This window comes from Delftia sp. WY8, from assembly GCF_018437695.1.
GTDB classification, from domain to species: Bacteria; Pseudomonadota; Gammaproteobacteria; order Burkholderiales; family Burkholderiaceae_C; genus Comamonas; species Comamonas tsuruhatensis.
The window spans coordinates 2,650,067-2,672,916 of sequence record NZ_CP049795.1 but is presented as its reverse complement, the minus strand read 5'-3'; the positions used below and the strand labels follow the sequence as shown (position 1 = coordinate 2,672,916).

18 protein-coding genes are annotated in these 22,850 nt (G+C 61.7%); 17 read left to right on the top strand and 1 reads right to left on the bottom strand.

Annotated features, from left to right (window positions below):
- The first annotated feature begins 22 nt into the window (after positions 1-22).
- The 14 genes from G4D77_RS12345 to G4D77_RS12280 all read left to right on the top strand — a co-directional run bounded on the left by G4D77_RS12345 (position 23) and on the right by G4D77_RS12280 (position 15,751).
- A complete protein-coding gene (locus G4D77_RS12345; RefSeq protein WP_193726175.1) occupies positions 23-1,162 on the top strand; it encodes a PilN domain-containing protein in 1,140 nt (379 codons plus the stop codon).
- Positions 1,159-1,734, top strand: a complete 576-nt coding sequence (gene gspM / locus G4D77_RS12340) for a type II secretion system protein GspM (protein ID WP_154835797.1) — start codon at positions 1,159-1,161, stop codon at positions 1,732-1,734. Before G4D77_RS12345 ends, gspM begins: the two co-directional genes overlap by 4 nt.
- The gene (locus tag G4D77_RS12335; RefSeq protein WP_227740848.1) at positions 1,731-2,414 is read left to right on the top strand and encodes a hypothetical protein; all 684 of its coding nucleotides are present in this window, start codon (positions 1,731-1,733) and stop codon (positions 2,412-2,414) included. Before gspM ends, G4D77_RS12335 begins: the two co-directional genes overlap by 4 nt.
- A gap of 38 nt (positions 2,415-2,452) precedes the next feature.
- Entirely contained in the window at positions 2,453-4,978 is a 2,526-nt protein-coding gene (gene gspD / locus G4D77_RS12330; protein WP_154835795.1) for a type II secretion system secretin GspD, read from the top strand.
- 76 nt (positions 4,979-5,054) lie between these two features.
- Complete coding sequence (locus G4D77_RS12325) at positions 5,055-5,492, top strand: hypothetical protein (protein ID WP_154835793.1); 438 nt, start codon at positions 5,055-5,057, stop codon at positions 5,490-5,492.
- A gap of 211 nt (positions 5,493-5,703) precedes the next feature.
- Entirely contained in the window at positions 5,704-7,413 is a 1,710-nt protein-coding gene (locus G4D77_RS12320; protein ID WP_154835791.1) for a cell surface protein, read from the top strand.
- Positions 7,414-7,512: 99 nt separating this feature from the next.
- Positions 7,513-8,421, top strand: coding sequence for a peptidylprolyl isomerase (locus G4D77_RS12315; protein ID WP_154835789.1), 909 nt, complete (start codon positions 7,513-7,515; stop codon positions 8,419-8,421).
- Between the two features lie 173 nt (positions 8,422-8,594).
- Entirely contained in the window at positions 8,595-9,395 is an 801-nt protein-coding gene (locus G4D77_RS12310; protein WP_154835787.1) for an ABC transporter permease, read from the top strand.
- Positions 9,392-10,678 (top strand): ABC transporter ATP-binding protein, encoded by a 1,287-nt coding sequence (locus G4D77_RS12305; RefSeq protein ID WP_154835785.1) that lies wholly within the window; start codon positions 9,392-9,394, stop codon positions 10,676-10,678. The genes G4D77_RS12310 and G4D77_RS12305 overlap by 4 nt, the downstream gene beginning before the upstream one ends.
- Complete coding sequence (locus tag G4D77_RS12300) at positions 10,679-11,743, top strand: acyltransferase (protein ID WP_154835783.1); 1,065 nt, start codon at positions 10,679-10,681, stop codon at positions 11,741-11,743.
- A gap of 129 nt (positions 11,744-11,872) precedes the next feature.
- Positions 11,873-12,685 (top strand): class I SAM-dependent methyltransferase, encoded by an 813-nt coding sequence (locus G4D77_RS12295; RefSeq protein ID WP_227740847.1) that lies wholly within the window; start codon positions 11,873-11,875, stop codon positions 12,683-12,685.
- A 42-nt stretch (positions 12,686-12,727) separates the two neighbouring features.
- Complete coding sequence (locus G4D77_RS12290) at positions 12,728-13,588, top strand: class I SAM-dependent methyltransferase (protein ID WP_043789924.1); 861 nt, start codon at positions 12,728-12,730, stop codon at positions 13,586-13,588.
- Between the two features lie 7 nt (positions 13,589-13,595).
- Positions 13,596-14,627 carry an acyltransferase family protein gene (locus G4D77_RS12285; protein WP_154835779.1) on the top strand — a complete coding sequence of 344 codons (1,032 nt, stop codon included), beginning with the start codon at positions 13,596-13,598 and terminating at the stop codon, positions 14,625-14,627.
- A gap of 23 nt (positions 14,628-14,650) precedes the next feature.
- Positions 14,651-15,751 (top strand): acyltransferase family protein, encoded by a 1,101-nt coding sequence (locus tag G4D77_RS12280; protein WP_154835777.1) that lies wholly within the window; start codon positions 14,651-14,653, stop codon positions 15,749-15,751.
- Here G4D77_RS12280 and G4D77_RS12275 read toward each other — a convergent pair.
- Entirely contained in the window at positions 15,729-19,520 is a 3,792-nt protein-coding gene (locus tag G4D77_RS12275; protein ID WP_154835775.1) for a methyltransferase domain-containing protein, read from the bottom strand. The genes G4D77_RS12280 and G4D77_RS12275 overlap by 23 nt on opposite strands.
- A gap of 348 nt (positions 19,521-19,868) precedes the next feature.
- Between G4D77_RS12275 and G4D77_RS12270 the strand changes: the two genes are divergently transcribed.
- The 3 genes from G4D77_RS12270 (at position 19,869) to argB (ending at position 22,751) form a co-directional block, all read left to right on the top strand.
- Positions 19,869-20,642, top strand: a complete 774-nt coding sequence (locus G4D77_RS12270; protein ID WP_016451815.1) for a glycosyltransferase family 2 protein — start codon at positions 19,869-19,871, stop codon at positions 20,640-20,642.
- Positions 20,643-20,647: 5 nt separating this feature from the next.
- Entirely contained in the window at positions 20,648-21,751 is a 1,104-nt protein-coding gene (locus G4D77_RS12265; RefSeq protein ID WP_154836428.1) for a glycosyltransferase family 4 protein, read from the top strand.
- A 109-nt stretch (positions 21,752-21,860) separates the two neighbouring features.
- Positions 21,861-22,751 carry an acetylglutamate kinase gene (gene argB, locus G4D77_RS12260; protein ID WP_012203251.1) on the top strand — a complete coding sequence of 297 codons (891 nt, stop codon included), beginning with the start codon at positions 21,861-21,863 and terminating at the stop codon, positions 22,749-22,751.
- The last annotated feature ends 99 nt before the right edge of the window (positions 22,752-22,850 follow it).

Here is a 22,850-nt window from a genome sequence, read left to right as displayed (position 1 = left end):
GTTTGAAGGGGTGGCAAGGAATATGTCGTTGCTGACTTCCGATGCGAAGCTGTTTGGTATTGACCTGAGTTCGCTCGGAGGTCAACTGCGGGAAGCCTGGCAGCAGTTGGAGCGCCTGCCGCTGCTACGCCGCTGCATGCCTTCCTCGCCGATGCAAGTCCATGGAGTGAATGTGCCTGCAGGCACCATTGCACTAGTTCGAGGGGACCGTCTGCGTTGGGGAGAGCGCATACAGACGAATGAAGGAGCGTCGACTGCGTATGCCGCCGTTTTGCTCTCTGCAGACAAGGTGCTTTTGCGCAGTCTGCGCTTGCCGTCCATGCCGCCTAAAGCATTGCAAGGTGCTGTATTACTGGATGTGCAGACCATGTCGCCATTCGGGGAAGATCAGACACTTTGGGCTCATGTCGTGCGCCCGGGCGCGCAGCTGTCTGCTGCACAGCAAGTGGATGTGGTAATCACTTCCCGCAGTCTGGTTGCAGAGGAGTTGCAGGAGCATTACGCCAACTTGCCGCAGGGCTCGGTACCTGAGGTCTGGGTCAACGCCGGGGCAAACCCGATCATGTTGACCGGCTTTGGTGAGCAGCGCAGGCTGCAGCTTGAGGCAAAGCAACGACGCTGGCTGGTGGCTGGCCTGCTCGGGACGCTGGTTCTGGCTATCGGATTGGCCATCACTCCCACGGCGCAGTTGCGGCTGCGTGCCATCGATGCTGGTAATCAACTTGCCAAGCTGACCCGGTCCACCTCGGAAGTGGTTGGCAAGCGGCAAGGATTGATGGCCGAAGCTGAAAGTGTGTCCGAACTCCTCGCTCGCCAGCAGCAGCAGATTGACCATGTTCGAGTAATGGCCGCGCTGACCCGGGTGCTGCCTGACGACACGGCAGTGCAGCGGGTACAGATCAAGGGCACGAAATTGAGCGTGCAAGGCCTGAGTGACAATACCTCCGAAGTGGTCGAGCTGCTGTCGCGGGAGCCAGGTTTTCGTGAAGTCCGCCTGCCCAGCGCGGTGACGCGCGCCTCCCGCTCCAGCAAGGAGAGCTTTGCACTGGAAGCTGTAATCGATCCTGCAATTCTTGGATTGCATGCATCAGAGGATGCGCCCAAGGAAAATCCGGCATCGGATGCGCCCGAAGGGCAACACCCTCCACAGGAAGGCGCATGACAAATATGAATTCAAAGCGGGCTTGGCGCCAGTGGGCCATCCTGGCTGTGCTGGTCGGAATGCTGCTGCTGCCCCTGATCTTGGTCGGGCTGTGGGTGCATGCGAAGCATCAGTGGGGGCAGGAGCAGTTGGCCACGCTGGAGCCGCGCTATGCCCGGCTTCTTGGCATGCAGCAACAGGAAGAAGAGATCCAGCAGGCTCTGAAGCGCGTTGCACAGGCCAAGGCCAACCACATCTATCCGGGGGAGAACGATACCACCCAGACTGGCAATGCCATACAACAGCGTTTGCGCACGGCAATGGATCGAGCTGGTTTGTCTATTGTGAGCAGCCAAGTCCGTCCCAATCCGGAGGAAGGCCCCTATGAACGCATTGACGTCATCATGTCTACCGAAGGGGAGTGGCCAGCCATCCAAATGGCACTCATATCCCTGCGCGACATAACGCCCACCATCTGGCTCGAAGACGTCGAGTTCAACCTTCAGGCCGGGCTTCTGAATGTCAGCCCCAAAGTTGCTCCGAGGTTGAGTGCGCAGTTCACCTTCAGCATTCTCCGGAGCAAGACATCGTGAAGCAGATCAACTGGTTGGGTTGGGCGACAGCGTCCATCCTGGTACTGCTTGTGGGGGGGCTGGCCTGGGCCTGGTTCACTCCGCAATTGGATATCAAGAACAGCACATGGCAGCCGCCTGCCCCTGTCAAGGCGGACATCCAGGCGCTGCTTCCCAAGCAGCCGCAGGCACCGTCGCCAGAGTCCCGGAAGGACGACCAATTGCTGCTACAGATGCAGGAGCGGCCTCTATTCGCCCTCAGTCGCAGGCCGCCACCTCCACCACCACCTCCTCCACCACCCAAGAAGGATGAGCCTCCTCCAGAGCCTGATCATTGGGCGATGGCCAAGATATCCGGGGTCTTTGATGGCCCTGTCGTTGGGGCCATCGTGCAGTATGAGGGCAAGGAGCAGCGTCTGATGCTGGGCCAGAGCCTTGGCGGGTGGAAGCTGTTGAGCGTGCAAGGGCGGGAAATCGAGTTGGAGCGCAACGGCGTGCAACGCAGGATCGCCCTGACCAAGGCAGCGATGGACAAAGAGCCCGCGGTATCGCCAAGTAGCCGTCCGAGAACTACTGCTCCTGTGTATCAAGGGCAGTCTTCGCCGCAAGCCGCTGCAGTTTTTGATCCACGTGATGCAAGTCGAACTCTTAGGCCCGCTCCATCCCCAGCAGGGAGCCCTGGCGACGGAGCCGTGCGCTGATTAAGCGCCAGGAACCCAACAATCAGTCAAGAAAATTTATGCAACTGCCTAATCGTCCTATCCGAACCGCATTGGCGCTTGCCGTGTGCCAGTTGCTGCTGGCCTGCGCGCAGCCTGCAAAGAATAATTTCGTCAGCCATTTCCGTACCGATCTTTCTCAGGGCGACTATGTATTTCTCCCGGATGGTGAAGAGCAAGCGGGCAAGAAGTCTGACGATTCGGCGCAATCGCAGCAGCCCCGGATTCTCGAGGGCACTGGAAAATTGCTGGGCGAGGCCAAGACCTTTCCTCCGGTGACAGGAGCGCCTGTCAAGCTCAACTTCGAAGATGCTCCGCTGGCCCAAGTGGTGCGTACCGTGCTGGGAGACATTCTTGGCCTGGACTACGTGCTTCACCCCCCGATTGCGGGAAATGTCACGCTGAGCACTCGCAACAATATTCCTGCCGACCAGGCGCTGAATCTGCTGGAGACCGCATTGCAGGCCAACGGCATGGCCATGGTTCGCGATGCGCGCGGCACCTACCATGTCGGCCGTGTCGACGCCCTCAAGAGCATTGGTGCCACGGTGCGCCAAGCCACGACATCCACTCCGCTGGCCCCAGGCTACGGGACTATCATCGTGCCCCTTCAGTACATTGGCGCCAACGAGATGGCGGCCATCTTGCGCCCGATGGTGCCTGGCGACGCCATCGTGCGGGTGGACAACATCCGCAATCTGCTGGTCATGGCGGGATCTCGGGCGCAGGCCGAAGGCTGGCTGGACATGGTGCGCACTTTTGACGTGAACCTGCTCGAGGGAATGTCGGTAGGGGTGTTCCCTCTTAAATATGTCTCCATCCAGGAAGTCAGCGCTGCCTTGCAGTTGATGAATGGTGGGGGCGGCGGTGCAGCAGCGCCTGCAGCCGCGGGTGCGGCCAGGGCAGGCACCAGTGGTGTTGCGGGTGCGGCACCTGCGGCGAATGCGGCAGCGGGGGCTGCAGCGCTTACGGAAGCCAACCCCTTGTTCGGCGCGCTGCGCATCATGCCCATTGAACGGCTCAACAGCATCCTTGTCATCACGCCACGCGCCGCTTACCTGGACGAGGCGCGCCGTTGGATCGCCAAGCTGGACCAGCCGGGCTCCGGAGGCGCAGCGCCTCAGTTGAACATCTATCGCGTGCAAAACGGCAATGCCAAGCACCTTGCGGGTGTTCTGGCGGGCATCTTTGGCGGCGCATCCTCTGGCAGTACGGCGAACAGTGGGGTTGCTCCCGGGCTGGGAACGTCCACTTCGGGAGCCTCGGGCTTTGGTAACAACAGTTTCGGCAATAGCGGCTTCGGTAGCAGTGGCGGCTTCGGTAGCAGTGGCGGCTTCGGTAGCAGTGGCGGCTTCGGTAGCAGTGGCGGCTTCGGTAGCAGTGGCGGCTTCGGTAGCAGCGGCAGTTTCGGCAATAGCGGATTCGGCTCGAATTCGGGTCAGCGGTTTGGGTCCGGGATGACATCTGGGTTCGGCAACCAGACGGGCACCGGCCAAGGCACGGGCTCGGTCACTGCCACGTTGGGCAGCGTCCGGGTCATGGCGGATGAACTCAACAACTCGGTTCTTGTCTGGGGCACGCCCGCAGAGTACGAGCGTATTGAAGCGTCACTCAAGAAGCTGGATCTGCCGCCCACCCAGGTGTTGATTGAAGCCAGCATTGTGGAGGTGACGCTCAATGACACATTGCGCTATGGATTGCAGTGGGCCTTCAGCGGCGATGTGGGCAATAAAGGCTATAGCGGGAATGGCGGGGTGTTGGGTCAAGGTGGGGAAGGCCGCCCGCCCGGTGCTGCAGCCTTGGACGCTGCCACAGGAGGACTGGCTGATTTGAGCCTTGGACAGGGCTTTAACTACACGCTCAAAAACTCCTTGGGCAATATCAAAGCTGTGCTGACTGCTCTGGCGGGCAAGACCCAGGTGAAGGTGGTCGCGAGTCCCACGCTGATGGTGCTGGATAACCATCCGGCGGCTATCGCTGTAGGTACGCAGCAGCCTTACAAATCCGGTACCACCGTCACTGGTACTTCAGGGACCACCATCGACAATTTTTCGTACAAGGACACAGGCGTAAATTTGCAGGTCGTCCCTTCTGTCAATGCCGGAAATCTTGTCACTATGACAGTCAATCAGTCCGTGACGGATGTGGGAGCCAGGGATGAAGTGACTCAACAACGTGCCTTCTTGCAGCGGCAGATATCGAGCCGTGTGGCTGTGCGATCAGGGGAGTCCATCGTCATGGGTGGTCTGATCCAGGAAAATTCGAGTGAAGGTCGTTCCGGAATACCTTATTTGTATGATCTGCCCGTGGTTGGCAACCTGTTTGGTTCCACCAACAACTCGGGTGCACGAACCGAACTGATCGTCATCATCACCCCTCGTGTCGTGCGAACTGACATCGACGTGCGTGAAGTCAGTGACGATCTGCGTGAGCAGATGCGTGCCTTGGCGCCCACACTGAAGTCATCATCTTCGTCGTCACTGCCTCCTGCCGGTTCGTCAAAGGCTTCTGTGGAGGTCGGTCCTCTCACGCCAGTCCCGCGCTGAAGTCGCTGTGTTCCTTGGGAACGTTTGAAGGCCACGGGCCTCCAACCCCACCTCTTTTTCTGGAGATATAAAACGCATGAACCACTCGATACTTGTCTCTGCCTCGGTGCTGCGCCCGCGTTGGCTGCAATGGGGCGTGGGCCTGGCTTGCGCTACCGTTCTGGCAGGTTGCGCCACAACGTCGGATCAGGCCCAGGGACCTGAAGATACTGTCAACAAGCGCTCGGCTGCCTATCTGAAGGCGCGTCAGGCGGGGGAGCTGGATGCGGCATACGCCTACCTCACGCCTTCCTATCGCGCGCTCAAGACCAAGGAGCGCTTCCGCCTGGAGAACGGTGTGGCGACCACACTGAAGGGGGGGGAGCGGCTTTCGACGAACTGTGATCCCGAACGCTGCGTGATACGTCGTAACTTCACGACCACGGCGCCAAGCATGCCTGGGGTCGATGTGCCCATCAGCATCACCGAAGCGTGGGTGCTTGAAGACGGTCAGTGGTGGCTTTTCCTGGACTGACCCCAGAAACCGCTGGGCTCAAAGATAAATGTCAGGGATAATTCGCCGTCCCTGTAGCGGCGCCAGCCAGGCAAGTGTTGTTTTTTTCGCAAAATCATGCTTGCGTGCTCCCAAAAAGCCACATGTTGGCTTAACTGGCTGTGCTACGATTCCTCGGCGATCAATCGTGGTGGTTGCAACTACCTTATCTTTTTTACTGGAGATAGTTCTTATGAAGAAAAATGTTCTGGCCCTGAGCATTGCTGCCATGGTTGGTGGCCTGGGCTTTGCAGGTGCGGCATCGGCCGACGTGATCCGCGGTAACGGTGCTGTTCCTTCTGCTACTCAGCTGGGTCTTTCCAATGCAACTGGTTTTGAACTGAACGAAGGCGGCACGGGTCACAACCTGGTGGTGCCTTACTTCACCGCCCAGAACGGCAACATGACCGTGCTGCACCTGGTGAACACCGACACTCTGAACGGCAAGGCCGTGAAGGTTCGTTTCCGTGGCGCTGCCAACTCTGACGACCTGATGGACTTCCAAGTCTTCCTGTCGCCCCAGGACGTGTGGACTGCTGCTGTGACCCAAGGTTCCAACGGCATCCTGCAACTGGTCAGCTCCGACAACACCTGCACGCTGCCCAAGCTGAACTCGGCTCCCATGGCAGTGGACGGTGGCAAGGTGGCTGGCAAGGCTGGCTTCTTCAACGGCACGACCGCTCGTCTGAACCCCAAGCTGTCGGCTGACGCCCAAGCTGCTGGTTCGCGTGAAGGCTACGTTGAAATCTTCAACATGGCTGACATCCCGAGCACTTCTGTCTACGGTGGTGGTACTACCGGTGCACGTTCGGCTCTGTACAAGACCATCAAGCACAACGCTGCTGGCGTGGCTGAGTGCGACAGCTCTGTCCTGAACACTGCTGTTCTGAACACCAACTACACGGTGGAAGGTGACGCTGCTGCGGCTGGCCTGGCTACCCCGACCACAGGTCTGCTGGGTGACTGGTACATCATGAACGTGCCCCAGACCACCACGTTCTCCGGCGCTGCTACGGCTCTGACCGCAGTGGCTAATGGCGTGCCTGCTCGCGGCAACTTCGTGCTGTTCCCTCAGCGTGCCAACTCTGTTGACGCAGCGACTGCCAACAACGTGACGGCTGACCCGCTGTTCCGTACGCTGAATGTCGGCACTAGCAAGACTGCAGCTGGCGCCGTTTCCGGTGGCAGCTTCACGAACCCCGTGATCGCTGCTGGCGAATACGACCTGCCCGACATGTCGACGCCTTACTTCACGGCCGTTGGCGCTACCGCTCCCTTGGCTCAGGCTCAGGCGCTGTCGCAACAGCTGGCAACCCGCAACGTGCTGAACCAGTATGCCAACGACGCTGTTGTGTCCGGCAAGACTGACTGGGTGTTCTCCATGCCCACCCGTCGCTACAGCGTCGCTCTGAACTACAATGGTTCGGGCACTGCAGCAGCTGACGCAGCGTTCCGCGTGTTCTCTTCGGACATCCTGGGCGTCAATGGCACGGCCTTCTTCCACGGCGGCAACACTGCGGTCACCGGCTCGACTGGCGATGCCAAGATCTGCGTGAACGCTGATGGCCAGACCTTCTACGGTCGTGAAGAAGAGTTCAAGGAAAGCGGCGCCATCCTGTCGCCTGGTCAAGTGCAGCAAGTTCGCTTCTGCGGCGAAACCAGCGTGCTGAGCTTCGCTGACTCCGGTACCTCGGTGCTGGGTGCCACGGTTGCTCGCCAAGACACTGGCAACTCTGCCTACACTCGCGGCTGGGCTAACGCCAACGTGAACAACGGTGGTGCTGGTCTGCCTATCGTGGGCGCTTCCTTCCAGAAGCTGACCAACCCCAGCGCAAGCACTGGCTTCTCTGGCACCTACGGTATCACCTGGCCTCACCGCCACGTGCGTCCTGTGGCTCAATAATTTGTTTGCGTGAGCAAGCAACTTAAAGCCTAAATAGCACTCAAAAAAGCGGGACGCAAGTCCCGCTTTTTTTATTTGTATTGAGAGAACACACCAACCATGCAAGTGATCAAGTCTGTTTTTCCCTCCCTGTCGCACACCTCGGTGAGTCTGGCCCTTGTGACTGGTTGCCTGTTGTGCACCTCGGCCTGGGCCGACGATGCCAAGGTCCTGATGGATGGTCCGTCCAAGATCACGGCAGCCGATGTAAATACAGATGCCCAGCGCATGCCAGAGCCGCTGCGCAGCCAATTTCTGGCCGATCCCAAGAAGGTCGAGCAAGTTGTTTCCAATCTTTACATCCGCCGTGCTTTGGCCGATGAGGCGCAAAGGCAAGGCCTGGAAAAACAGGCGGATGTATCCGCTGCGCTGCAGTTGGCCCGTGACAAGGTCCTGTCAGATGCTTGGCTGCTGCAAATGCAGACCAAGCACAAGCTGTCCGACCAACTGGCCGAGGCTCAGGCCCGCAATGTGTACAACGCCAATCGCACGCGCTTCGAGCATCTGGAGCAGATCCAAGTGCGTCACATCCTGATTGCGGGCGACACACCTGAGTCCAAGAGCAAGGCTGAGGAACTGCTGGACCGACTCAAGAAGGGTGCAGACTTTGCTGAATTGGCCAAGGAGAATTCGGCTGACAAGGGTAGCGCTGCAAAGGGTGGTGATCTGGGTTACTTCGAGGGTGGACGGATGGTGCCCGAATTCGATCAGGCGGCTTTTGCGCTCAAGACTCCAGGCTCGCTCAGCGAACCTGTGAAGACCCAGTTCGGCTACCATATCCTGCGTCTCGAGGCTCGTCGCCCGGCCGGCGTGCAACCCTATTCCGAAGTGAGGGAGCAGCTGCTGACCGAAGTGCGCAACAAGGCTGTGCAAACCGCGATCGATGCGGAAGTCGAGAAGCTGCAGGGCAAGGGCAAGATCGACGCCGAGGCAATCCGCGCCTACAGCGCGGGTGTTAGCAAGCGCTAAGCGCCAAAGGAGCCGCGGGCACTGGTTCGTGGCTGCAAAAACTGACAATCTTTGCGCAAGCTACCCATGTAGCAGTGACACATCACGTGTGTAATGCGCGAAAATCGCAAGTTTGGCATGAATGAAGTGCTGCGCCACCGTTTCTGGGGCGCGGCGCTTTTGCTTTACAACGCATGTACTCTCTACTCGGCGAATGCCGCGCGCTGTGGCAGGCCCGCAGCCTGCTGTGGGTGATGACCCGGCGCGAGGTGGCGGCTCGCCATGCAGGCACGGCCGCTGGCGTGCTCTGGCCCTATCTGCAGCCGCTGCTCACGGTGGCAGCCTACTATCTTGTCTTTGACGTGGTGTTCTCCATGCGCCTGGGGGATAACGCGCCCACGCATGCCGTAGGTGCGTTCCTGGTCGTGGGCGCCTTGCCCTGGATGGCGTTCTGCGATGCCACGTCGCGCGGCATGAACAGTCTCATTGAGGCGGGCGGCATCCTGCAGAAGAACCCTTTGCCGCCTGTGCTGTTCCCCCTGCGGGCCGTCTTGGCCAGCAGCGTGATCTTCGGGCCGTTGCTCGTGCTGGTGGCTCTGGCCTATCTGCCGCAGCATGGATTGAACGCATCAATGCTGGCCTTGGCACCACTGTTGCTGGGTCAATTGCTGCTGTGCGCACTGCTGGCCTATGCACTGGCCATCTTGACGGCGGCGCTGCGTGACGTAGGCCAGCTGGTGACTTTCCTTTTGTCGGTGGGGATTTATCTGTCGCCCATTCTGTTTCCCTTGGCCTTGTTCCCCGAGCGGTGGCGCTGGGTGCTCTGGGCCAACCCCATGACGGCGCTGGTGCTGGGTTACCAGAACGTATTGCTTCAGGGGCTGTGGCCTCAGATCTCCGTGTGGGTGGCGATTGCCGCATGGCTGTTGGTGCTGGCCATACTGCTCAACGGCCTGGTGCGGCGTAGCCGCGATCAATTGGTGGACTGGCTATGAACGCCAAGCATGTCGAGCTGCCCGAAGATCTGGTCCTGCGCGTGCGTGACCTGGGCAAGGAATACAAGCTCTATCCGTCACCGCGTGCACGTTTCAAGGCGCTGCTGACGGGCGCTGCCACGCACCGCAGCCATTGGGCGCTGCGCGATGTATCGTTCGAGCTGCGCCGCGGCCAGTGCATTGGCGTGATTGGCGACAACGGCGCAGGCAAGAGTTCGCTACTCAAGCTGCTGGCGGGCACCTTGCAGCCGAGTTGCGGGACGATAGAGCGGGTGGGCCGGGTGACGGCCATCCTTGAGTTGGGTGCGGGCTTCCACCCTGATTTCAGCGGCCGGGACAATCTGTATTTCGGCGGCAGCCTGATTGGTATCAGTCCCGAACGCATGCGCGAGCTGGAGCCTGAGATTGCTACATTTGCCGAGCTGGGTGAGGCGATGGAGCGACCGGTCAAGACCTATTCGTCAGGCATGACCGTTCGGTTGGCATTTGCGCTGGTGACGGCGGTGCAGCCGGATGTGCTGATCATCGATGAGGCATTGGCTGTGGGCGACCAGCATTTCCAGAAGAAATGCATAGAGCGCATCATGGCGTTCCGCAACAGCGGCTGCACCATCCTGTTCTGCTCCCACAGTCCATATCACATTCGCCATCTCTGCGATGCTGCGCTGTGGCTGCGCGGAGGGCAGGTGGCGCAGTTCGGTGATACAGAGCAGGTGCTTGCTGCCTACGATATGCACACCCGGGAGCGCCAGGAGCGCGAGCAGCAGGCATTGAACGGTGCAGCTGTATCCGAAACCTTGGGAGGTAGAGAGGATGCCAAGGTGTGTGAAGCAGAGGCTCCGTCATCTGGGCCTGTAGCTGCCGTCGACAGCGGCACGGCCTGCATCCTCTCTGTGGATGTAAAGGATCTGGCCGAGCCCGTGGGTGATCAGCCTGGTCTGCTGCAGAGCCAGGACCTGGTCGTGACCATCACGGCGCGTGGGCGCGGCAACGAACGCCCGCACATAGGCTTCATGATCGAACAGTCCAAGGGGGTGGGAATCACCTCGCTGGCAACCCATGAAGATGGTGTGTTCCCGCGCAAGTTGGCGGATGGAACCTGGCAGACGGTGCTGACCTTTCCTGATCTGCCGCTGCACAGCGGTGATTATGTGATCAGTGCCTTCCTGTTCGACGAGACAGGCTTGGCCGTCTATGACGAGTGGTTCCAGTTCCTGCATTTGCGCTTCATCTTTCCAAAGCCGCTGCCTGGGCTGGTACGCCTTCCTCACCACTGGAGCTGAATGATGGCGCAGGAGTCGACACAATTGCAGCACCACGCTTCATCCACCGGCGAGGCGAGCAGAGGTGTCGATCCGCGCCTGAATCTGCTCAAGGTGCTGGCATCCTTCGCCGTGATCATGGTGCACACGGCGGTTCTGCGGGTCTCTCAGGTAGACATGCACAGCCTGGGCTGGTGGGTGGCCAATATCGGCGATGCGGCAGGGCGTTTCGGCAGCTCGATGTTCGTGATGGTCGGAGGCGCCGTATTGCTTGCGCGTCCCGCCGAGCGTGATCCCTGGGGTTTTGTCGGCCAGCGATTGTCCCGCCTGCTGCCTGCACTGCTGTTCTGGTCGGTGTTCTATTTCACTTGGCGTGAATGGATGTGGGGCGGCATCACTTGGCCCGGTATCGTGCAGGATGTCGTGCTGGGTAGCCCCTGGTACCACCTGTGGTTCATGTACATGATGCTGGGCCTATATCTGATGATGCCGGCCATGCGTTACGCAGTCCTGGGTGTGGGGGAGGGGCCAGGCTGGCGCCACCTTTTGATGGTGGCGGCAGGAATGACCTGGTTTGCCTCCATCGCTCAGACGCTGCAAAAGACATCACATGCCAGTTTCATCGGTCTGGCACCCTTGTTTGTGGTCTATTTTCTGGGCGGCTACTATCTGCTGCGGCGTCCGGTGCGCGTTGCCACCTGGCAGCTTGTGTCCGGTGTCTTGCTGGCCGTTGCTGGCATGGCGGTTGGCGTGGCGGTGGCCTATCCGGCGCTCAAGGATTGGGCCTTCGTGCTTTTCTACAGCAACCGCAGCCCCTTTGCGATGTTGCTGACTTTCTCGGTGTTTTTGCTGGCATTGCGCCTGCCGCCCCAAGCCGTGCCCGCCTGGGTCAACCACTTGGGCAAGGCGACCCTGGGCATCTATGCCATCCACCCATTCTGGATCGACATGCTGGCGCGCTGGGGCTATGGCCTGCCGCAGGCAGGCGGATACTGGCCAGTACTGACGCTGGTGGTGTTTGCCTTGTCTGCCCTGACCTCGCTGACTCTTTTTTCGATTCCCGGGTTGAGGCGCCTGGTGAGCTGAGGTCGGCGGCAAAGCCGATCTCTCGCAATTTTTGATATACCGATGAATACAACGAATTCTTCCCCCGCGATAACCAGTGAAGGACAGCGACTGTTGCTTGAGGCGCAGCAGCTTTTGGTTCAAGGAGACTTGGCTGGAGCAGCCCAGGTCCTGGTGCGGGCCCGCAGCGAGCGCGATACGCTGCTTCAGGCGCATGAACTGATTGAGGCCCATGGCCTTGTGGGCTCGTTCTCCAACATCATGGGGCTGGAGTGCCGGATTTCGCCCCAGGACGATATCTTCGGATTTTTCTGCGGCCACCCTTCCAGCCTGAATCCCCTGCGCGACTACTTCGCCGACGGTTGGCGCACGCTGTCGGAGCTGATGCTGCTGCTGGAAGCCGTGGACAAGCCTTTGCTGCGCACGGCCAGCGTCCTGGAGTTCGCGAGTGGTCACGGCCGCTTTACGCGGCACCTGGTCAAGGCGCTGGGGGCGGAACGGGTCACGGTCTCGGACATCGTGGTCGATGCTGTGGATTTTTCGCAGCAGACCTTCGGCGTGAAGGGCTTTGCGTCGGCCAGCGTGCCGGAGCAGGTACGCTGGCCGCAGCAGTACGAACTGGTGTTCGTGCTCTCGCTGTTCAGCCATCTGCCGCGCTCGACCTGGACGCGCTGGCTGCAGGTGTTGCGCGATGCGGTGGCTCCTGGCGGGTTGCTGGTTTTCAGCACGCACGGCATGAAGGCCGCAGATTTCGACAGCGTGAAGCTGGATGACGAGGGATTTTTCTTTGCCCCGTCCAGCGAGTCGCATGCCATCGATGCCAATGAGTATGGAACGGCGTTCACTTCCGAGCAATTCGTCCTGGACCGTATTGCCGAGACCTGGGGCACCGATGCGCTGCGCCATCGATCACTTGTGCATTTCTGGAACCACCAGGATGCCTATGTGCTTCAGCGGCTGTGAGCGTGTTGACAGGGTTGTAGACAGAATAGAGAGGACGATTGCATGAGTTGGATGCTGCGTTTGCAGGAACGACTGTTGGGCCTGGCGCCATGGGACGCCGGCAAGATCACCGATGAGTGGTTTCGTGCGCATTTCAACTATGCAGCGGATCTGGCCCATGACTGGCTCGGACAGTCATTGGATTTGTCCAAGGCCAGGTTGCTGAATTTCGGTTGCGGCGATGGCATCACCGATCTGGCTTTGGTGCTGCGCCATGGCGCAACCTCCATCCATGGCATCGATATCCGTCAGGAATACGCCAAGCTGCCCCGCATTGCACGCGAGCAGTTGGGCATGTCGCGCATTCCCGCTGCGCTGAGCTTCGAGACCATCGTGCCGAATTCGCCATTGGCCGGCCGTCATGCGAACTATGACGGATTGCTCAGCTGGTCCACCTTCGAGCATGTGCAGCGCGACAAGGTGCTGCCGATCCTGTCCGACCTGCATGCTTGCCTGCGCCCGGGAGGCGTGTTCTTCCTGCAGATCGAGCCCTTGTTTCATTCTCCCTGGGGCTCGCACCTGCGCCGCTACGACGATGTGCCCTGGCACCACTTGCTGGCGTCGGAGGAGGAGTTGTGGAGCATCATCGAAAAGCATGAAGGTCCGCTGGACGCCGCCGAGGTGGACTTCGGCTTTGCCGATTTCGGTGTCGATGGCTACAAGCGCTTTGTCTTCAAGGAGTACCAGGCGCTGAACCGGTTGACGGCAGACGAACTGGTCGATATCGCTCGTCAGGCCGGCTTTGAGGTGTTGCGTGAGGAGCGGCGCCAGGTGGACATGGCCATTCCCGAGGCGCTTGCGGGGCGCTACCCTGAGGAGTGGCTGCGCAACAACGAGATTTTGCTTTTGTTGGGCAAGAGCTGAGCTCGCTATGAGTGCTCCTGGCCTCACGGCGCGGCCTGCGCATCACAATGGCTTCGATGTGTTGCGCATGGCTGCAGCGTCTGCCGTGGTATTCAGCCATCACTTCCACATCACGGGCACCAAGCCTCCCGGGTGGCTGCACGCAGACATGGTGGGCGGAGTGGCCGTGATGACCTTTTTCAGCATCAGCGGCTTTCTTGTCACATTGAGCTGGTTGCGCGATCCCCGGGTTCTGGCATTCGTTTTCAAAAGGCTGCTGCGACTTTGGCCAGGCATGCTTGTCGCCGTCTTGTTGAGCGTATTTCTGTTCGGTCCCATCTTCACGTCGTTGCCACTGGGCGAATTCCTGATTCATCCGGAAACGCTGGCGCATTGGCGCAATCTCTTGCTGGTCAAAGCCTATGTCGTGATGCCTGGCGTGTTCCCTGCAAATCCACTGGCAGGACTGATGAATGGCCCCTTATGGACGATTCCCTTGGAGCTGTTGTGCTACGCCGTCCTTGTGGGTGCTGGCGCCCTGGGGGTTTTCCGCTGGAGGCCATTGGCATGTACCGTGCTTCTGGCCTATCTGGCCTTCTTTTTGGCAATGAGAAATGCGGACCTGACAGGGTCAATGCGGCATTGGTTTGAGTATCCTGCCTACTTTGCCTTCGGCAGCCTGCTTGCCTTGTGGCAACAGCGGTTTGCTGAGCACGGCGGTGTGATGGTGCTGGTACTGCTGCCGTTGTCTGCCGTGCTGTTCTTCGGGTTGAAGCTTCAGCATACGGCGGGGCTGCTGCTGCTTCCCCCGCTTCTGGTCTATCTTGGATCTTTGCGCGCCCCTGTCTTTTCCTGGCTGCACCGGGCAGGAGACCCTTCATATGGCATCTATGTATTGGGATGCCCGATACAGCAGGCAGTGCAGGCGATGTGGCCACACTTGCCGTTTGCCTGGAGCCTTCTGGCCGCGCTCATGCTGGCGTTGGTTGCCGGTTATGCCTCCTGGCATCTGGTAGAGGCTCCCGCCTTGCGTTTCAAACGTCTGGCGCATCGTTTTTGAGTTTGGCAGGGGGTTAGTGTTGCATGGAGAATTCCCAAAGCATCGGCAACCGCTTTGATCTACTGCGCCTTGCGGCGGCTCTGGCCGTCTTCGCGGCGCACGGAGATTTCCTGTATCGACTCCATCTGCCCGTGCCATTTCCGGGCCATAGCCTGGGGTCGTTGGCGGTTTATGTGTTCTTCTTTATCAGCGGCTATCTGGTTTGCGAGAGTTGGATGCGGGCACCCATGTGGCGCGCCTTTTGGCTGAAGCGCTTGATGCGCATCTTCCCAGGTCTGGCGGTAGCTGTCGCGTTTTCGGTTTTTGTGCTGGGCTGGGCCGTCACCACGATGCCGTCCACTGAATACTGGGCTGCGCGAGGAACCTGGATCAACTTCCTGAACAATGTGATGGGCTTGGCGACCGTCCAGACCCTTCCAGGTGTGTTCGAGTCAAACCCGTTCGCGCGCGCGGTCAATGGCTCACTGTGGACCATACGCTACGAGCTTTTCATGTACCTGCTGCTGGCGTCGCTGGCATGGTTTGCCAGAGGACGCCGCTGGATTTACCCCCTGTCGGCTTTCCTGCTGGCGATTGCTTGGCAGCTTGCCCGCAGCGGAGGGTGGGATGAAGCCTTGGCAGCCACAGGTGGTACGGTGGCCGAGTTGTTCAGATGGCGGGATTTCTGTGGCTTTGGCGTGCCGTTTTTTCTGGGCAGCACGATGGCAGCCTACCGCGTCCGTCCCCGTGCATGGATGGCTGCCATTGCATTGGGCGCCATCGTATGCGCATTGCTGACTGACGCTGCGCTTTGGCGGCAGGTTGCCGTCTGGGCCCTGATTGCCTGCGGGACGTTCTATGTGGCCTTCGTGGGCAATCCGAAGGCTGGCAGCCGTTGGCGTGCAGATTTGTCCTATGGCGTATACATCTACGCTTTCCCTGTGCAGCAAGCCGTCGTTGAACTGTGTCTGCGCAGGGTGTGGCCGCTGTGGGTCAGCTTGCTGTTGTCTCTGGGGCTGATTCTGGCGTTGGCCCTGCTGTCCTGGCATTGTGTGGAACGCCCCTGCATTCAGGCGGCCAAGCGTTGGTTGAAACGCTGGCCTGCCATTGGAGGGGCGGCGCCTAGGCCTGCAGCCAATTCTTGACCCGTCGTTGCCAGTGCGCGGGAATGCGCCTGGCCACGCCGCGCAGGATGGGTAGCGAGCGCAGGTGGGCCAGCAGGATCAAGGCCCCCGATCTTGCAGCATGGTCCTGGCGTTGCAGGCGATGTGTGGCCAGGAAGGCCGCATCCAGTGGCTGGAGCAGGGCCTGATCGCGCGGCTGCAGCCCCTGGAGATAACCGTCGCCATAGAAAGCCGCTCCCGGCTGGGCGGCGGCACTCCCTGTTGCGGCCGGTTGCTGCGGCAGCTGTCCTTCAATGAAGTGGCGTTCGCGTATTTGCGCGAAGAAGTCCAGCCATTGGGCGTTGCTGGCGTCCCAGGGCATGACCCAGGACCAGTCGCGGCCTGCCAGCCTTTCGGGGAAGGCCCCTATGTCGGGCGCGACGATCGGCAGCCCGGCGGCCAGGCAGGCGCTCAGGGTGTAGCTGTAGGTCTCCGGCCATTGGGCGGGGAACCAGGCCAGGTCGGGCTGCAGCCAATCCAGCAGCGCAGGCAGTTCATCTTCCTTGTAGCCACCATGCACCGTCAGGCGTGCGCGTGGCTGGGTCTGCAGGCTGCGGTAGCCATAGCCGAGCAGATGGAATTCCACAGGAGCTCCGCGTTTGGCGGCTTCGATGGCCACGGCTTCAAGCACGTCGGCCCCCTTGATGGCACTCATGGCTCCCAGCACGACAATCTTGAGTGGGGCCGTGGCGGCCAATGTGCGTGCCGTTGGGGTTGGCAACTGTGCCGGCATGTCGGTGTGGGCAACGGCCTGGACGCGTGCCCCGGGCACGAAGCCGGCGATCCGGCTGGCTGTGTCCTGGCTGGGGGCCAGCACATGGCGCGCGTTGTTCAGCAGCAGCGCATTGCGGTGGCGCCACTGGGCCACGGTGCCGGCATAGGGGGATGTGTCCGTTGGTTCGCAGCAGCCGCATTCGCCCGCGCGGGGCGGCTCGATGTAGCGGTTGTCGATGCCGGTCAGCGAGATATTCTTGCAGTAGGTGTAGAAATCATGGGCCGTGAAGTCATGGGCCGTTCCCAGGCGTGCGGGCAGGTCCAGGATGGCTTCGCTGTGGCCCAGGAGATGCTGGTAGTGCACGTGCACCACGCCCAGCTGGCGCAGGGCCTGCACCAGCTCCTCCATCTGGTCGTTGATGCGAAAGGCGAGCTCGAAGGCTTCCTTCTCCTCGGCACGGCGCAGGACCACGACGCCACCTGCGGCTGGGGACAGCATGAGGAACAGTGCCTTGCCTTGCAGGAACTGCGCCAGTTCGCGGACATGGCGCACGGTGCCGCCCGCCCGATCGTGGAGCACGGCCAGCACCACGGGCTGCTGCGCTGCCTCGGCCTGCAGGCGTGCCACATCCAGCGCCAGGCGTGCCGTGCGCGCAGGGTCGGCCTGGACGAAGGCCATGACATCGGCTTCGTAGCGCGGATGCAGCCTGCGCAGGGTTTCCATGGCGGCACGTTCACGAGGGCTCTTGCTTTCTCCGAAGCTCACGCCGCCTGTGTGCAGCACGAAGGTGTCCAGCAGATGCAGGTTGCGCCAGCCAGCGGCTGCGGCACGCTGGCAGAAGTCGTTTTCCTCGCCATAGCCCTTGCCGAAGTGCTCGGTGTCGAACAGGCCGACGGCGTTCAGGCTGTCGCGGCGGATGTACATGCAAAAGCCCACGCCGGTCGGCACCTCCACCACCTGGCCGGGGTTGGTGCGCGCGCACAGTGCGTCGATGGCGGCCGTGTCCATGCCGGGCGGCAGGTCGTTGCCCTCGCAAAAGCGCGGGTAGCTGCAGATGGTGGCGTTGTTGGAAAACGGCGTGACGGAGGCGATGCGTGCATCGCCGTAGGCAGCCTGGCGGATGCGGTCCAGCCAGTCATTGGCAACCACGGTGTCGCTGTTGAGCAGCAGCACGTCATGGGCGGTGTTCAGCGCCATGCCGCGGTTGACGGTGCCGACGAAGCCGAGGTTCTCCTCGTTCTCCAGCAAAGTGATGCGGGGCTCCTGCGCAGCCTTCTCGCGCAGCCAGGCCGTGACTTCGGGCTCCGGGCTGGCATCGTTGATGACCACGAGTTGCCAGTGCGTGCGGCAGGGGCTGGCCAGAACGGATTCGATGCAGTTGCGCGTGTCGTCCAGGCCGCGGTACACGGGCACGATCACATCGACGGGTTGCTGCGGCATCGGCTGGGGCACGGGTGTGTGGAGGACAGGGGCAGGCACGGGCGTGCGGCCCAGCAGGCGGTCAATGCGCATCTTGGCGTGGACGAGAGGGCGCGTGGCCCGGAAGACGGTGGAGTTCTCGATATCGCGCAGGTGCTGCTCCAGGCGCGCGAAGTCCCGCTGCACGCGGGTGGCCTCTTGCTGCCAGATGGCGCGCTCCTTGCTCTGCGACTGGTGGCTGTCTTCCAGGAGGGCGTTGCGGTGCTGCAGCCTATGGATCGCAGCGCTTCGCTCTTCCAATTGCTGGACATCCTGCGCGTGCTGCTGCTCAAGCCGCATGCGCTGTGTGTGCCACTGATCCTGCAGATCATTGGCCCGGCTGCGCTCCTGCGCGATCTGCCGTTCAAGCGGTTGCACGGCGCCCGCCAGCGCCAGATAGTCGGCCGACATGGGCCATCCCATCTCGATCTCCAGCGAGGCGCCACGCAGTGCAGCCAGGGTTTCTGCGGGAATGGGCAGTTCGAACCAGGGGTCATCGCCGGTCAGAAGCAGCATCAGCGAGAAGGCGCCTGCCGGATGAAGTCCATTCCACACGAGCTGATGATGCGGGCGTTGCCCCAGCAGGGCAGCGTCCGAATCCTCGGGCAGCCATTGCCAGACGACGGCGCCTTGCGCATTGAGCAAGGCCAGCCGATGCAGGTGTATGAAGCCCGGCCGGTCGGCCAGGTCCAGACGCAGATGGCTCAGTGAAGTGTTGTGGTCGGGCAGCGCAAAGCGCAGTGTCTGGCGTGCCTGGCCAATGATGCCCGTGGTGGAGAGCTTGCTTTCTTCGTCATAGCGGCCAGCGCGTGCCATGTAGAGCTGTGCCGTGAATAGGGCATGTGCCTGTGGATAGTTCACCGGCGGCTCGATGGCCTGTGCCTGGGCCACCGGGGCGGCACTGGCGATGAACTGATAGGCCAGTGCATCGGGCGTGGCCAGCAGGTGGCGGGCAACGGCAGGGGGCAGGCTGTCGTAGGCGACGCGGAATTCGGATTCGGGGAGCGCCCGTTCGATGGTGTCGATGTCGTCCACCTGCCAGCCTTGCTCGGCCATAAAGCGCGACAGCGAGCGCCGCGTGAAAAAACGCAGGTGGGTGCGGTCCAGCAGGCCTTCCTCGCGGTAGCGGAATTCGCCATGCAGCAGTTCTGCCACCAGGCCGCTGTAGCCTGCATTGGGTACGGAGATCAGCAGACGGCCTTCAGGTGTCAGCCGCTTGCGGCATGCAGCCAGGATGCGCTCGGGCTGGCGAAGGTGCTCCAGCACGTCGGCGCAGACGATGTAGTCATAGCGCGCATCGCCGAAGAGCTGGTCCAGATCGCAATCCTCCAGGTCGGCCACATGGACATGGCGGTAGAAGGGCGCGGCATGGCGGGCCTCTTCCTGGCTCAGCGTGACGCCGTCGCAGACGCATTGCTTGTGCTCGGCGAGAAAGGCTCCAAGTGCACCGCTGCCGCAACCCAGATCCAGTATGTGCGCCTGGGCCCGGACATGGCCGGCCAGCACGGACAGCGACGTGCGCTCGTTCAGATCGACGGTGCGCAGGTAGACGTGGGGATCGGGAATGGGTGTGGTCATAGGAAATGGGGCGCCGGGCAATCTCTCCGCTGGGAGCAGGTGCCGCGGCCGTATTCATTCACGCCAGACGGCCTTGGCCAGTCCGCAGCGGGCAGCAAGCTGCGCCCACGTCAGGGCGCAAAAAATCCCGGAAGTCCGGGCGGCAGATTGTCGCGCATCATAATCCCGGCCACTGCAGTGACGGCATGGCATGGCCGGGTAATGACATATTGCGCGGCTGTTGCATTTTTTTGCACTACGGCATGGCCGCTGACGCTTGACGAAGGCCGTCGGCGGAATACTCTGTGCCGCCGTTTCTGCGGCGCGTGATTCCCGTGCGGGAATTTGAAGATCTGAAGGGCGGCATTGATGGGTTCATCGTTGGTCGTGTCGGTGGTGAGCCACGGACATGGCGCTCATATCCAGAGGCTGCTTGAGTGCCTGGCCTCGGCGCGCCTTGCGCCGGTGTCCCGTGTGGTGTTGACGCTCAACATTCCCGAGGCGGAGCCCCAGGCGCCCGTGGCCGGCTGGCCCTTTGCTCTGGAGATCCGGCGCAATGCGCAGCCTCTGGGGTTCGGCTGCAACCACAACCGGGCGCTGGCGAGCGCACGGGAGCCGTTTGTCTGCGTGATCAATCCCGATGTGTTCTGGAGCGAGCAGGAGGAGCCGTTGCAAGACCTTCTGGCGCTGGTGGCCCGTCCGGGACTGGCCCTGGCCTATCCCCCGCAGATCGGTGAAGACGGAGCCCTGCAGGATTTCGAACGGGAGCTGCCATCGCTGTGGAATTTGCTGCGGCGCAAGCTGCGCGGGCGCGTGGAGCGGCGTGTGGAATGGGTGAATGCGGCCTGTCTGGTGCTGGGCAGGGACAGCTGGCTGCGGCTGCGTGGGTTTGACGAAGGTTTCTATATGTATTGTGAGGATGTGGATCTGTGCCTTCGCCTGCGGGTGCTGGGCGGAGAGCTCAGGCGCGGCGGTTTGCCTGTGGTCCATGCGGGCCAGAGGGCGAGCCGGCGCAGCCTGCGCCACGGCGCATGGCACGTGGCCAGCCTGCTGCGGCTGTGGAGCCGCCCGGCCTACCGCAAGGCCAGGGCCCTGCCGCAGGCAGCGCCCTCGCTGCGCAGCCTGCGTGGAGAACCATCGTGATCTGGATGTCGGTACTGGCCTTCATGGTCTCCTTCATCGGCTGTGCGCTGCTGCTGCGCTGGGCCCGGCGGTCCGCAACGTCCTCCTACGGATACGACAAGCCTCAGCGTTTCCACATGGGCGAGGTGCCCCGGCTGGGGGGTGTGCCCATGTACCTCGGGCTGGCTGTCTCCTGGGGAGTCGGCACCTGGCTGAGCATGCGCGGAGATCCTTCGTCGCTGCGCATGCAGCTGTGGGTCGTCGTATGCCTGGCTGCCATGCTGCCGGCCGTGGCCGGCGGCGTCATCGAGGATGTCTCGCAGCGCCTGAGCGTGCGCTACCGGCTGCTGCTGACCCTGCTGAGCGCCGTGCTGGCTGTTTTGCTGTGCGGCCTCACTGTGCCCCGGCTCGGCTGGCCCTGGCTGGAACAGGCGCTGGGTCCTGCCATGCCCTGGCTGGGCATGGGCCTGGCGGTGCTGGCGCTGACAGGCCTGCCCCACGCCTTCAATATCATCGACGGATACAACGGGCTGGCTGGCATGGTGGCCACCATCATCTGCCTGGCGCTGGCCCATGTGGCCTTGCAGGTGGGCGACCGCACGCTGGCCGCTATGCTGGTGACTCTGGCCGCCGCCACCTGCGGCTTCCTGGTCTGGAACTACCCGCGCGGCATGATGTTTGCCGGCGATGGCGGAGCCTATGTCTGGGGCCTGGCGATTGCCCTGGCCAGCATCGCCCTGGTGCAGCGCAATTCCGCAGTCTCTCCATGGTTTCCCATGCTGCTGCTGATCTATCCGGTCTGGGAGACGGTGTTCTCCATCTACCGCAAGCTGATGCGCGGCATGTCGCCGGGCATGGCGGATGCCCTGCATTTCCACCAGTTGATCTACCGGCGCATCGTGCGCGGCGTGTTCGACGATGATCTGGCCCGGCGCATGCTTCGCCGCAATAACCGGACCTCCCCCTATCTGTGGGCCTTCACGCTGCTGACCGTGGTGCCTGCGCTGCTGTTCTGGAGCAATACACCGGTCCTGGTGGGGTTCTGCCTGCTGTTCGTGGTCAGCTACGTGGTGGCCTATCTGGCCATCGTGCGCTTCAAGCTGCCGGGCTGGATGCAGAACAATGGATGATGACCGGGCGCCATGGGCGTTCCGTCATCCGGGCATGCAACACTGCCGCGCAGTTGCGGCACAATGCCCGCCTTGTTGTTGACTACTTCCACGCCCCCGGGCTAGCACCATGAACGATATCCTCTCGATTGCCCCCCGCGACAAGGCCGAAATCCTCGCCCAGGCCCTGCCCTACATCCGCAAGTTCCATGGCAAGACCATGGTCATCAAGTATGGCGGCAACGCCATGACCGATCCGGCCCTGCAGGCCGACTTCGCGGAAGACGTGGTGCTGCTGAAGTTGGTGGGCATGAATCCGGTGGTGGTGCATGGCGGCGGGCCGCAGATCGAGACGGCCCTGAACCGCCTGGGCAAGAAGGGCGAGTTCATCCAGGGCATGCGCGTGACCGACGCGGAGACCATGGAAGTCGTGGAATGGGTGCTGGCCGGCGAGGTGCAGCAGGACATCGTGGGCCTGATCCACCAGGCCGGTGGCAAGGCCGTGGGCCTGACAGGGCGCGATGGCGGCCTGATCCGCGCACGCAAGCTCAAGATGGTCGACAACAAGGATCCGAACATCGAGTACGACGTGGGCCAGGTGGGCGACATCGTCTCCATCGACCCCAGCGTGGTGCGCGCGCTGCAGGATGACGCCTTCATCCCCGTGATCAGCCCCATCGGCTTTGGCGAGGAAAACGAGAGCTACAACATCAACGCCGACGTGGTCGCCAGCAAGCTGGCCACGGTGCTGCAGGCCGAAAAGCTGGTGCTGCTGACCAACACCCCCGGCGTGCTGGACAAGGCCGGCAGCCTGCTGACCGACCTCACGGCGCGCGAGATCGACGCCCTGTTCGCTGACGGCACCATCTCGGGCGGCATGCTGCCCAAGATCAGCGGCGCCCTGGATGCCGCCAAGGCCGGCGTCAACGCCGTGCACATCATCGATGGCCGCGTGCCGCATGCCATGCTGCTGGAAATCCTGACCGACCAGGCCTACGGCACCATGATCCGCAGCCATTGAGGCCCGATGGCGCGGACTTTGCGGTTCGCGTTACCATCGCGCATGGCCCGGGCGTGGTCTGACGGCCTGGGCCGGTCTGCTGCAAGCCGCCTTTGGGCG